The organism is Paenibacillus sp. ACRSA (assembly GCF_022346845.1).
In the GTDB taxonomy this organism is placed as follows: domain Bacteria; phylum Bacillota; class Bacilli; order Paenibacillales; family Paenibacillaceae; genus Paenibacillus.
On sequence record NZ_JAKRNP010000003.1, the window covers coordinates 750,397 to 763,782 of the forward strand.

12 protein-coding genes and 1 riboswitch are annotated in these 13,386 nt (G+C 47.2%); of the genes, 3 read left to right on the forward strand and 9 right to left on the reverse strand.

The annotated features are described in order from the left end of the window. Positions 1-42: 42 nt before the first annotated feature. The 9 genes from MH215_RS12835 to MH215_RS12875 form a co-directional block, all read right to left on the reverse strand. A complete protein-coding gene (locus tag MH215_RS12835; protein ID WP_239290647.1) occupies positions 43-882 on the reverse strand; it encodes a MetQ/NlpA family ABC transporter substrate-binding protein in 840 nt (279 codons plus the stop codon). 65 nt (positions 883-947) lie between these two features. Then, positions 948-1,616 (reverse strand): methionine ABC transporter permease, encoded by a 669-nt coding sequence (locus tag MH215_RS12840; RefSeq protein WP_239290648.1) that lies wholly within the window; start codon positions 1,614-1,616, stop codon positions 948-950. After that, positions 1,606-2,436: a methionine ABC transporter ATP-binding protein gene (locus tag MH215_RS12845; RefSeq protein ID WP_239290650.1), complete on the reverse strand. Its 831-nt coding sequence runs from the start codon at positions 2,434-2,436 to the stop codon at positions 1,606-1,608. The genes MH215_RS12840 and MH215_RS12845 overlap by 11 nt, the downstream gene beginning before the upstream one ends. A 171-nt stretch (positions 2,437-2,607) precedes the next feature. Further along, positions 2,608-4,884 carry an outer membrane protein assembly factor BamB family protein gene (locus tag MH215_RS29225; protein ID WP_239290652.1) on the reverse strand — a complete coding sequence of 759 codons (2,277 nt, stop codon included), beginning with the start codon at positions 4,882-4,884 and terminating at the stop codon, positions 2,608-2,610. A 94-nt stretch (positions 4,885-4,978) separates the two neighbouring features. Next, positions 4,979-5,773, reverse strand: a complete 795-nt coding sequence (locus MH215_RS12855; protein WP_239290654.1) for an energy-coupling factor transporter transmembrane component T family protein — start codon at positions 5,771-5,773, stop codon at positions 4,979-4,981. Further along, positions 5,748-7,304 carry an ABC transporter ATP-binding protein gene (locus MH215_RS12860; protein WP_239290656.1) on the reverse strand — a complete coding sequence of 519 codons (1,557 nt, stop codon included), beginning with the start codon at positions 7,302-7,304 and terminating at the stop codon, positions 5,748-5,750. Before MH215_RS12860 ends, MH215_RS12855 begins: the two co-directional genes overlap by 26 nt. Further along, on the reverse strand, positions 7,305-7,898 hold the full coding sequence (locus tag MH215_RS12865; RefSeq protein WP_145049158.1) for an ECF transporter S component: 594 nt from the start codon (positions 7,896-7,898) through the stop codon (positions 7,305-7,307). A gap of 477 nt (positions 7,899-8,375) precedes the next feature. After that, positions 8,376-9,044, reverse strand: a complete 669-nt coding sequence (locus MH215_RS12870; RefSeq protein WP_056692675.1) for a pectate lyase — start codon at positions 9,042-9,044, stop codon at positions 8,376-8,378. A gap of 350 nt (positions 9,045-9,394) precedes the next feature. Next, on the reverse strand, positions 9,395-10,270 hold the full coding sequence (locus MH215_RS12875) for a radical SAM/SPASM domain-containing protein (protein WP_239290658.1): 876 nt from the start codon (positions 10,268-10,270) through the stop codon (positions 9,395-9,397). A gap of 469 nt (positions 10,271-10,739) precedes the next feature. Beyond that, positions 10,740-10,840: riboswitch (TPP riboswitch) on the forward strand. A gap of 226 nt (positions 10,841-11,066) precedes the next feature. Here MH215_RS12875 and thiM point away from each other — a divergent pair. Genes thiM through thiE form a run of 3 tightly spaced genes read left to right on the forward strand, consistent with a single transcriptional unit; the run spans position 11,067 to position 13,356 of the window. After that, positions 11,067-11,891, forward strand: coding sequence for a hydroxyethylthiazole kinase (gene thiM, locus MH215_RS12880; RefSeq protein ID WP_239290659.1), 825 nt, complete (start codon positions 11,067-11,069; stop codon positions 11,889-11,891). Continuing rightward, positions 11,882-12,691, forward strand: coding sequence for a bifunctional hydroxymethylpyrimidine kinase/phosphomethylpyrimidine kinase (gene thiD / locus MH215_RS12885; RefSeq protein ID WP_239290660.1), 810 nt, complete (start codon positions 11,882-11,884; stop codon positions 12,689-12,691). The genes thiM and thiD overlap by 10 nt, the downstream gene beginning before the upstream one ends. Further along, positions 12,691-13,356: a thiamine phosphate synthase gene (thiE, locus tag MH215_RS12890; protein ID WP_239290661.1), complete on the forward strand. Its 666-nt coding sequence runs from the start codon at positions 12,691-12,693 to the stop codon at positions 13,354-13,356. The genes thiD and thiE overlap by 1 nt, the downstream gene beginning before the upstream one ends. Positions 13,357-13,386: the final 30 nt, after the last annotated feature.

Sequence of the window (13,386 nt, forward strand, 5' to 3'; positions counted from 1 at the left end):
CAAGTTTTTATTTTATTAAATTTACGTGTTCAGGTTCACATCTTATTCAAATGCTGGAATTGCGATATCTGCATAATTTTCTTCGAAGAATGCTTTTACCTCAGGACCAGCCATCCGTTTCGCCAATTTCTGGATTGCCTCAGAGTCCTTATTATCTTCACGAGCAACCAATGTGATGGCAAAATGAGAATCATCCTTCTCCGTGAAAAGTGCATCCTTCTTCGGCGTAAGACCCAGTGGGCTTGCATAAGCAGGTGTCATCGCAACGAGATCTGCATCATCCAACATACGAGCCAGCATCAACAGATCTACTTCCTTAAACTTGAAGTTCTTAGGATTCTCGATAATATCCGATGGTGTAGCATCGAAGCCTACGCCCTCTTTCAGCTTAATCAAACCATTCTGCTCCATCATGACCAAAGAACGTCCTGTGTTCGAAGGATCATTGGCAATCGCAACCGTCGCTCCATCCGGCAGTTCATCCATTGACTTGTATGTTTTGGAATACGCACCATAGATCGCATTGTAGATAGGTTGAACGCCAACCAGATTGGAGTTATGTGCTTCATTATATTGCGTCATATAAGGCAAATGCTGGAAAAAGTTAGCATCCACCTCTTTGTTCGCCAGTGCTGTATTCGGCTGCACATTATCGGACAACACCACAACTTCCAGATTCACACCATCTTCTTTCAGCAATGGTTTAACAATGTCCAACACATCCGTCATTGGTGGAATTAATGTAGCCACTTTCAATGTAACTTCCTGTGCTGCCTCGTTGTCTGTGTTCGTACCTTCCGCCGCAGGTGCTGTTTCTTTCTGTCCGCAACCAGCTACTACAAGCATCACTGCAAGCAGTGTGAGCATTAATTTTGCTTTCATTTCATCGTTAACCCCTTCATTATGTAGTCTGTGTGTGACATATTCATTTCGACCTCATTATACGCTCAAGATCGACGATCAAGCCAGCGAGATAATCGGCTGCCTGTAAATTGAATCGTCTGTACCAAGATAATCATAATGATAATCGTAAATAACATAATATCCGTTTCGTACCGCTGGTAACCATACCGAATCGCAAAATCACCAACGCCGCCTCCACCAACAATCCCCATCACTGTGGAGTAGGAGATAAAACTGATGGTCGCCGTCGTAAGACCCAATATAAGGCTTGATCGAGCCTCTACATATAGAAATTTCACAACAAGCTGTAAGGTTGATGCTCCCATCGATGTAGCCGCTTCAACCACGCCTTTGGGCACATCGAGCAAGGCCTGTTCAACGAGTCTAGCGTATAAAGCAATAGCAATCACTGATAGTGGAACAGATGCCGCAAGTGTACCGATGGACGTGCCCACCACAATCCTAGTGAACGGAATCATGAATACAACTAGTAGCAGGAAGGGAAACGAACGAATAATATTAACCAGGCTTCCGAGAATCGTAAACAACGGTTTATTTTCGTATCGCTGACCCCTTCTGAACAAATATAGCAGCGTTCCCAGAGGCAACCCGATCAGAATTGCTGCCGCAATGGAGATACCGACCATGACAAAGGTATCTCCGATCGCTTGCCATATCTCATCCTGATATTTGATCACGGATTCAGGTATCATGCTTACGTCCCCCTTGTTCCGTGTGACCTGAGACTGAGCCAGTCCACTCTGGCTTACTCTCCGCCTCATCATGCAACAATAATGATGTCAGCATGTCGGGTTGAGGTTCTGGAATGCTGTTAACTTCTGCTTCAGATAAGGTTCTGATGATACGTCCTTCTCTCATCACCGATATCTGGTGACAGAGCCTACGTGCAACCTCCATCTCATGGGTAACCACAACAATCGTCACACCTAGCGTCTGATTAATATGACGAAGCACATCCAAGAGTCCACTCGTCGTCTGTGGATCGAGTGAGGACGTCGGCTCATCACAGAGGAGCACACTGGGACGACTAGCGAGCGCTCTGGCAATCGCCACACGCTGCTTCTGCCCACCGCTTAACTGTGCAGGATACTGCTTCGCTTTATCCTCAAGACCAACAAATCTTAAGACCTCCATGCCTCGTACAGTCCGTTCAGAACGGGATAATCCACCTGCCAGCTCCAAAGGCATACAGACATTACCAATCACGGTGCGATTGCTGACCAGATTAAAATGCTGGAAAATCATACCGATCGATTGACGAGCCAGACGAAGATGTTGTTCACTCATCCCCGTGAGGTTCTGTCCATTGACAAGCACGTCGCCTTCATCCGGTTTCTCCAGCCCATTAAGCAGTCGTAGCAGCGTGGATTTGCCGGCACCACTGGCACCGATAATGCCATGAATCTTCCCTTGTCCTATCTCAAGCGAGACAGAGCTTAACGCCTCGAACCACTGATCTGCACGTTCGCCCCGCTCGTAATAACGTTTGCTTACTCCGTATAATGAAATCATGGAGATTCCTCCCGCGATTAATCGTGCATGGTTCTTCGCGAACACATGAAGAAAGCCCGCACAGCCGATAACCGGAGCGCGAGCAATCCTGTTTATTTATAATAAATCAACATGCACTATGAGACAACCCTTAAGGCGCAACCTCTATGAATGAGAGTTCAAAAGGGATCATTATTGAACCATCTCTGTTAATAAGTCTTTTGATTGATATAAACTGAATCGCCCATTGGATGAGCCGATATAGACTTCATCTCCAATGCGGTTTATCGCTCCGTTCTTCGCCTGTCGTTCTCTGTGCTCCGGCTCGCCTGTTACAATATCATACACTCTGCCTAATAGTTCTCCATTCTGTGAGTTGAAGACGAGCAGATCTGCCCTCATGGGAAGCAATAATTGATCATCAATAAGGGTGTAACTTCCTTGATTGATCGTGTGGCTTACCGTGCCTAACGTCTGCTTAACACTCCAGCGCAATTTTCCTGTCTTATACTCCAGTGCAGCCGGGGAGCCATTCCTGATCACGTATACTTGTTCATTTTCTACAAGGCCACGTTCAATCTTAGCGTTCACACTCCAACGTTTCTGTCCACGCTGTGGATCATAGAGTGTAGTTGTGAAATCTTCGTATTCACCATATTGATCTCCATGTTTATTTTCACGAATCAATACCATCCCATCGTTCAATACCTCGATCTGTTGTTCTTGTTTAGCAGCAAAATGTTCCCGCTTCTTGCCTGTATTCAAATCGACTAGCGTCCACTGATCTGCAAGCAGCATCCAGCGTTCAGGTTTGGCACTCTGAAACGGATCTTTACGATATATCCCATCAAAGTACGGATTGTTCTCTGGGTGATCTACCGTAGACTTCTTAGCTACGATATTCCAAACGACACGCCCTGTTAAGGGGTCAGCAGCCGTCAATTTACCTTTGTCCCAATAGAGTACATAAGGATCTTCAGCACGCTGGTTCAACAATTGGTAGTCCATGTTAAGCTTACGTGTCCACAATATCTTGCCATTCTTGCTATTAAGTACGGATAGATGCCCACCATTGGATGTTTCGCTCAGACGACTATCCACAACGACCACATTTTTCGCTGCCGTTACATAGTTCACTTCATATCCCTGCTTAGGATTGAAACCCCACATCACCTTACCATCGTTCAGTCTGAGTTGACGGACACGATCATTGTAGCTTTTCTTATCCGGATTAAAATCTGTGAACAAGGTTACATGCTCACGTTCAATATCCATCTGAGCTTGCTGTATACCAAAACCGGCATTGATCTCCCACAGCTTCTCTCCAGAGTGTCGATCCAGGGCATACATTGAACTCTCGTAATGGAAACCGCTAAATCCACCATCGTCACCTTCCATTAAAAGCACATCCTCATTCGCCGCCTGTAAGAAGGTATAATTAATTCCGCCCTGGTTCGTCCAGATTGGCTTCCATGGCAACGTAGCTGGCAGCACTTTGGCGTCTGTCTTGTTCGTATGTTCATACTCTTCACCGGTACTAAAATAATACTTATCCCAACTGTAAGTCTGTCCACCCTGTAGAATCCGCCACTCTGTTCGAGCAATCTTACCCGCTTGAGTAAAGGTAACAAGAAACTGACTATCCTCACGTTCATACCGCCAAGTCTCGCCAATACTCATCTTCTGGCCTGTATCGGAGAGATTGCTTGAATGCTCTTTCCAATCCGGTTCACCAAGCCATTGCTTCACCTGCTTGGAAGTTGCTTCCTTATTGAACTTAAGATAGGTTAGATGCCTTATCGATGTAGTGGTCAGCGAAGAATTCTGCTGCAACCAACCATCCGTTATATTTTCATATTGGTCAATATCCTCTGCCTTAACCCAGAGCAGTGGAGGAAGGTAATCCAAACTATTCTTCGTCCAGTTGCGTGGCGTTATTGAGACACCATACCATCCATTCCATTCTTTTATTAGAAATGCTTCTTCAGCACCGATTGGCCAACTTGTTGTGCTTCCTGGATACAAATATAATTTACGGCCTGGATGCAGTTTGAAAGTCTGTGGAGTGACCGCTTCAATACTTCGACTCTCTTTCGATGCATACCACGCCGGGAACCACACCGTTCCCCGATTCTCATCCTGAACCTTAATCCATTCCCCTGCTGCAGACCGCACTTTCCATTTCTCCATATGGGTCGTGTACGATTGCAGTTTCACACTGTCTAGATCTTCACGACGATCTACTCTCTGGATGTACAAAGGTGTATCGGACACAACCGTCACGGCTTCGCCTTGTTTATAACTAACTTTCGTAGGATTAACTTGTTTTACTGCGCCAGAGCTTGATTCAACTGCTCCCACATCCGTGCGATTATCCATTAACGTACAACCTGTGACGAGCAGGAAGGAAATTCCCATAACGGTAACCCATGCATACCTTGCTTTTCTTCCATTTGGCCCAGTCTTCACTATATTCACTCCACTCAGGTAGAAGTTATTTCCATTAAAGACGTTTGGAACCAGATAAAGTTACCGCCTCATCACAACTTTTTTTCTCACGAAGCTATCTAACGTCCACCAGATGAGGGTGATAAGGATACAGGATTCCCATAGCAAAGGCGGTGGATAACAGGATAACATAATACAATGTGAACCATAGATCCGCACGTGAGTAACCAACCTGCACGTAATAGGTGCGATGCTGTCCTTCTGCGAACCCTTTTGCCTCCATCGCAATCGCCATTCGTTGCGCGCGACGGATGCTCTGAGCGAGTAGAGGAATGGCATACCGTTTCAACGTGCCATATAAGTTCCAGCGAGAACTACGCTGCTTCGTACCTCGAATACGAATGGCATAGCGTAACGTCTGAAACTCATCCAATAGAATCGGGATCATACGCATCGCCGCAAGAAAGCTATACGCATACTTGGCTGGTAACCGCCATTGCTGCATTAATGAATAGAATAAACGAACAGGTTTGGTCGTAAGTCCAAATAACAAACCCGCTGCTGCCATACTTAAAGAACGGAATCCCAGATGCATCCCACGATAGAAACTTTCTTCTGTAATATGAATAAGTCCCAAGCGGAACCAAGTGGTTTGCCCCGTACCAAACATCATCATCCCGGTTGAAGTAGAGATGAACACCAGGATGAAGGGCGAGGCGTACAAAAGCAGCCTATACCACGGGTGACCTGACCAGCATAGTAATAGCAGCATGACAATCGCTACATTAGCCATAACATTCAGATTGTGTATGAGAATAACCATAATAAACATCAGTGTCAAAATAACGAGCTTGAGACCCGGGTTAACCGAATGGAGCCAGGTTTCACGGTGTGGAAACGAGATCTGCATTGGTCAACCTCCCCTTATCAATCGTCCAGACATGTGTGCAATACCTCTTCACGATTTCTCGATCATGCGTGACCATAATGATTGCTGTTCCTTGGCGGCGTAGACGCTCCAGTTGTGATAACATCGCAAACGTATTACGGGCATCCTGACCAAATGTCGGTTCATCCAGCAACAGAATGCGTTGCTCACGTACCAGAGCGGAAGCAACACTTAACCGCCGTTTCTGTCCCATGGATAATTGATACGGATGTCGATCCGTTAAATCCTGCAGGTTAAATTGCTCCAGCATGGCGTACGTCTGCTGATGCCGCTCTTCCGCAGAGAGCGTTCCAGACAGAAGTGAAAATTCCACTTCATCCTTGACGGAATGAGCAACAAATTGAAATTCTGGATTCTGGAATACAAACGCAATATGATCAGCCAATTTCTCTGTTTTACCAGGTAATTGCCCTTCTACGCGATAATAACCTGTTGTTTTCAATATGTTCATGAGAGCTAATAACAAGGAGCTTTTGCCAGCACCGTTAGCTCCAACAACCGCGATCCAATCCCCATGCCACACCTGTGCCTGTTCAATCTCAATAAACGGCGTTTTCCCTCGCCATCCGGTGAAATGCTGTAACTCAAGTGCAGGCTTAGCTTCTGGTGTACTCACCTTGACAGGATCATTTAGGGAATCTGTCTTGCCAGGCCCCGTATCGGTCATCACTCGGTAATCCTCTAATGCTAATCTATTACTTGATTGATGCAACCCTTGCTCTTGTTTCTGATTTTGCCCATGTTCTTGTTCCTGCTCATCCCATACCCCTGGGTACCAAATTCCATAGTCTCGCAGCATTTCACGATGATTCGCAAAGATCTGCGCTGCACGGTCGTCCGCGACAATCTTTCCGTCTGGTGACAGCACGATAATGCGATCAACTAATTCCACAATCTCATTAATTTTGTGTTCCACAATAATCAGCGTTTTTTTCTGCATGATCTGCTTCACCGTATCCCACACTTGCGTAGTTCCCTCGTCATCCAGCAAAGCTGTCGGTTCATCTAGAAACAGCACATCAGGTTGCATCGCAAGCATGGAGGCCATAGCTAGGCGTTGCTTCATGCCCTGGGACATCGAATGGATCAATAGGCGATTCTGTTCGAACCTTAATCCCACCTGGTTCAGGTATTGGCTAATTAGCTCAGGCATATGTTCCCGCGGTATATTCCGGTTCTCCAGCACAAAGGCAATTTCTTCATCTGTATAGGACATGCAAAACTGGGTATCCGGATCCTGAAAAACAAACCCGGCTTGCTTCGGCACCTGAATATCATCACATTTCATCGGGATCTCTACCGAATTCGGGATGATGCCACTCAATATTTGCAATAACGTTGACTTGCCAGAGCCGCTCGGCCCAAGCAACAGTACCTTTTCCCCCTGGCGTACAGAGAGAGACAAGCCTTGAAATAACAAGCCCTGCTCTCCAGGGAACTTACATCTTAAATTGGTTACCCCTACCACCTGCGGGCGCTCTTTTTCATGCATTTAGTCCAATGCCTCGTAATCCTGTTTGGATACAGGTCGGAGTGAACGTGTCACGCCTGTAAGTTCAAGTGCTTTGGCTAAGTAATAAGCAAACACACCAGCGATGATAATACTTCCAAGGAAGCGGAAACCGATAAACAAGGTGTAATTCCATGCCGATAATGAATCGATGTAGCCATATTGGTAATCCAGTATAAGTGAAGCCGCTGCTGCACCAACTGCTGCTAGACAGGTTACCATCAGGTTTGTAAGACGATAACGAAATGCTGCAAAAAAGACCTCGGCACCTAATCCCTGCAGTAATCCATAGACTAGCGTAGACATGCCCCATTCACTTCCCAGAAAAGCACTTACCGTTGCTGCGGCAACCTCGGCTAAGATCGCTACGCCGGGTTTGCGAATCACAATAAATGCAAAGGTTCCCGCCATAAACCACATGCCATAGATCATCTGCTCGGCATGAATACCGAAAGGCTTCATTAGGTCGTAAGTAGGCCCCCATATTTTGTAGATCACGCCAAATACAACCGCAATCACAATCGTTACCAAAATATCCGTCAACCTCAACTTATTACTGCGCACTGCATTTCCCATATAAACAACTTCCTTCCTTTGTCTTGTTTAGGGCGTGTCCGAAAACTCCTCGTCCTAGATTGGTAGAACACAAAAAAAGCCTCCCCGGTTTCCAGGCAGACCTACGTATCGTCATGGTGATCAGCAGTAGACAATATACCAAAAATATAACAAGTGCATTTCATTACGTGATCGGACTCACACTAGCTTCGAAATGATACTCATTACGCTATTTTCAACGTCTTGTTCACTGTGATTCTATGTTCTCTACGCTGGCATTACCCAGATCAGATACGGTCAGCGGCATAAGGCCACCCTCTCAGCCCAACTTCATTGAGCACCCGGTTCACTTATTTCATTGCCTCTAATGTACACCATCTGGGTTATTATGGCAATGCTATATAAATACGATGACTTTATACCTTTTCACGAGAGAGTCAGTTAATTACTGGTCGCATAAAAGGCATCCCGCGGGATGCCTTTTATCTGTACACTGCATTAATACTGCGTATTCCCTGATTGACTTGTATTGCCTGAAGAGAACCCTTTGAATAACGTAGGTACCTTCGAATATCTGGTGTTCGTTATTTTCCCCTTCGTACTGCCGCTGTCTGTTCGCAAAATGGAATCCTTCACATTGGAAATGTTCGAATTATCTACATTCATGGTCACGGCATACGAGGTGCCTCCATTTTGACGAACGAGCTTGCCAATATCATCTGCTCTGAAATTTTTGATGTTAATAGTTCCGGATGCATTCATCTGAAATACTTTGTCATATGCTTTGTAAGCTGCTCCACCCGTAATGTTCACCGTTCCTGATGATTTCAAGGTCAATGCATCCTCTCCAACATCCTTCCAGGTGACATTCTCAATGTTACAGCTTCCATAACAGTGCACGCCATCAGCTGCTGGAGCTTCAATGACTACGTTCTTCAATGTGGCGCCTGCCTCAAGGCGAAAGATAGGCTTTTGATTTTCCTTCTGACTGCCATCACCAAGTGTATTCGGATCGGCAGCGACGCTTTTCCCTTTTCCATCATACGTCTTGCCTTTCTCTACAATGATGGTTGTCTTCACAATCTCGGGAGCAGCAGACGCAGGGATTGCCCCAAATACGGAAGCGACCAGACCAACCGACAATAACACCGTTAACAATTTTTTCATCGAACATGTCCTCCTCTATTCATATGAATTGGTGGCGCATAAGCTTAAGCTTGTCCTCACGGTTCCCCCAGATGTGCACCTCTGCTTGGAACGTATCCTGATCCTACCAAATAAGGAATGTAACGAGAATAATCATTAGATGATATGTCTTGGTATTCGCCTTGGAGCCTCCCTTATCAGCACATTTTGTACGCTGGGTTATCCGAGCAGTATGCTATTCTGAACTTCATATATGCTCTATTTAGGGCAGATGAACACATGAATATTGTGCAAAAACAGCAAAAAATCACGCCATCTGTAACCAGATAACGTGATCTCAATTGAATATTTGTTATGTCTAACGATGCTAACTATGCTCCAAACCGCTGGCGATACCCACATTTGCGGCACAACTCTTCAACAGCTTCCCGCTTGGAAAATCCATATACTAAATTGTTGGCTCGTTCCCCATCAACGATCTCTGAGAAGGACTTCTCATGTACGTTGCCTAAGTTAATTACACCTTCGCCATCCAGGCAACACGGTACAACCGTGCCATCCACTAATACAGCAGCCTGACTACGAAGTGCGTGACAGAAGCCTTTGCCGTCATCCTCTGGTGCATCCAAGCTTGGCCACTGGAATTCATGATCTTGATTGAGGTATACATTCGGAGCGATTTTGACACCGCTACCTGGTAAAACCTTTTCTTCGATCCGAAAATCCAAGTCAAACTCTCGCTCCAATACTTCAAGCGTTTCCCGGTTTCGGTTCATCTGAGCATTCGTGAAGTTATCTTGTGTCAGGTTCCATAGTCGGAATGAAATAATAACATTATGTTTCACCGCTTCACGAACAAAGGTCAATATGTTATTCAAATATCCTTCACGGTCTGTCGAGCCTTCATGTCCGTCGAAGCTGTGCAAGGAAAAGTTCATCTGACGTAACGCTGGCTTGCCTAGCAGCTTATGTTGTGTCTTGGGCAGCAGCGTACCATTGGTCGTAATATTAACCTTGAACCCTTTCTCGTGTGCAGAATCCAGCAGCAGATCGATTTTGGGATGCAGTAACGGCTCACCTTTGACGTGAAGATATATGTGTTTGGTATGTGGCTTAATCTGATCCAGTATATTATTAAAGACGTCAGGGTCAATGAAATTTTTGGCACGCTTGGTCTGCGGACAGAAGCTGCACGCCAAGTTACAGATGCTTGTAATTTCGATGTAGACTTTCTTGAATGTTTTCAACTCGGATCCCCATTCTTCTCCGGAGGGAGAGCGTCCCACCTTCATTTCGTGATATAACGATAACACTTTCACTAGTGCGCGATCAAAGTGTTCTTTTGGAACAACCTCTATTATATCGGGTTAGGAAGTAGGGAACAACAACGTTTCAAATCAGATTCCTGCTGCTCGGCCAAAGCAAACATCTGGCACATCCCTTCTTTACATCTGACTTGCATGTGATATATGCTGGAGCTATAAATACCTGTTCAAAAAGTACGGTTTTCAGTACCAAGAAGATGGGATGAAGCTAGAAATGGAGTAGCGGAGCGTAGATATAGCTACGTGAGCAACTACATTGTTTCCGAAGGAAACAAACTTCGTAAGCATCCCACTTATTTCGGCTGAATCCCATATTCGATGCTGATGATGCTAATGGCATCATTCGTAATCAAAATTGGACTTTTGGAACAACCTCTTATAACTGAATATAGCAATGCACTGGGGGAGCCTAACGGCTGAGACGAATGAACTTTCGGACCCTTTGAACCTGATCTGGATCATACCAGCGGAGGGAAGTGGAGCGGCCTTTCAATAAACATAATGCGTTTCATCATACAGAATATGGATGATGAAAACCAATTGCGAATTGAATCTACAGCCCCACTCATTTCTCCGGAAATGGGCGGGGCTTTTTGCATTTTTAGGATAAAAAATGAGTCATCGCAGGTCAGAATATAGCATATCTCAGGCGCTTGGCCTACATGTAATTCTGGGAAATGCTAGTAAGTTATGAAAATGAATTTAAGGAGGAACACAGATGTCTTACTTGGAACGTATACGCACTCAGAATCCGTTAGTGCACAATATCACCAACATTGTAGTAGCTCCCTTTGTAGCCAATGGCTTGCTTGCACTTGGAGCATCACCTTTTATGGCTTATGCACACGAGGAGGTTGCCGATGTTGCGAAAATGTCCGGCGCGGTCGTCCTCAACATTGGCACACTTAATAAAGATGTTGTGCAGTCCATCCTGCTCGCTGGTATATCTGCCAACACCCATCAAGTGCCTGTCGTGCTTGATCCTGTTGGTGCTGGTGCGACATCCTATCGCTCTGAGCAGGTGCAAATGCTCGTTCGTGAGCTACGTCTCACGATCTTGCGTGGCAATGTGGCAGAAGTCGCTAATGTAATTGGTGAGCATTGGAATAGCAAAGGTGTAGATGCTGGACAAGGTGAAGGAGATCGTATCGGAATAGCCGAGCGGGCAGCTCAACAGTTAAACTGTATCGTTGTGATCACAGGTCGCGAAGATGTCATTACGAATGGACATCAGACCTATCTGGTAAGTAACGGTCATGTCTTCTTAACTCAGGTCACAGGTGCGGGATGTCTGCTCAGTGCTGTGATTGGTGCATTTGCAGCTGTGGCAACTGATGACAAGGAGCTTCTGGATAGCGTTGTAGAAGCCCTCGCCTTCTACGGCGTTGCCGCTGAGATTGCTGCAGATCGTACGGAGAGCCAGGGCCCCGGCAGTTTCCAGATCGAGCTGTTGAACCAACTCGACCATGTATCCCCGTTGGAACTACAGCAGCGTGCTCTTATTCGCCACAGCAATGGAGGTGGAGATACACCATGCGTATAGCTCAGGCTCTAACGATTGCTGGATCAGATAATGGCGGCGGCGCTGGGATTCAAGCCGATCTCAAAACCTTTCAGGAACTTGATGTATACGGCATGACCGTGATCACTGCCATTGCGGCGCAGAACACGACGGGCGTTCAAGGTGTGTTTCCCATTTCGTATGAAGGCATAGCCCAACAGCTCGATTCGACCGGCGCTGATTTCAAGCCAAATGCAGTAAAAACAGGCATGCTCTACAGTACAGAAATTATTCAATTGGTTGCCGAGAAATGGCGCCATTATGAATGGTCTAATCTGGTCATCGATCCCGTTATGGTAGCTCAGGGCGGTGCCCCGCTGCTTCAGCAACAGGCTATTCAGACACTGATTACGGAGCTGATCCCGCATGCACAGATCACCACGCCAAACATCCCTGAAGCTGAACTGTTAACAGGCATGGCCATTCGAAATTTAAGTGATCGGGAAGAGGCAGCCCGACGTCTTGTGCAGATGGGTTCCACGTATGCCCTGATCAAGGGCGGCCATGATACGGGTGGTATGATTATCGATGTACTCTATGATGGGCAGTCTTTTCACTATCTAGAGAATATTCGTATCGTGACTCCTCATACCCACGGAACGGGCTGTACCTATTCAGCTGCCATTACAGCTGAACTAGCGAAGGGTTCATCCGTTCTGGCTGCCGTTACGACTGCGCGAGCATTTATTCAGGCAGCCATAGAAGATGAGCTCGGCATTGGAGCTGGACATGGGCCGACGAATCATTTTGCGTATCAGCGCAGGCAGCGAGGTGAGCAGTGATGCATGAGCTGAATGCAGACGCGGTGCGACGCGCAATGCAGGTGTATTTGGTGATGGGCAGCGTGAATACCACGCAAGACCCTGTGGAGGTGCTGCGCCAGGCGATTGCTGGCGGCATTACGCTGTTCCAGTTCCGGGAAAAAGGAACTGGTGCCCTGATTGGCGAAGCCCGCCTGGCTCTGGCATGGCAGCTTCGCGAGGTGTGCAGCCAGCACGGGATTCCGTTCATCGTGAACGATGATGTGGAGCTGGCTGTAGCTGTGGAGGCCGACGGCGTACATGTCGGCCAAGACGATGCGGACGCGGCGCTGGTACGCGCCCGCATTGGAGCTGGGCGGATGCTTGGCGTATCCGCCCACTCCGTGGAGGAAGCCCGCCGTGCGGTGCAGGCGGGCGCCGACTATCTTGGCGTCGGGCCAATGTACCCGACGCGCTCCAAAGCGGATGCCCATGCTGTGCTGGGCCCCGCAGGGGTTGCGGAACTGCGCGCCGCAGGCATCGCAGTTCCGGTGGTGGGTATCGGCGGCATTACGCCCGATACCACGGCCGCCGTGATGGCGGCTGGAGCCGACGGCGTAGCCGTCATCTCCGCCATTGCGGGCGCGGCCGACGTGCGCGCAGCGGCTGCGCGGTTCGCTGCAGCGGTGCGTGGGATGCTGGCGTAGCCATGCGCCCCTGCACCGCGGCAACCCCGC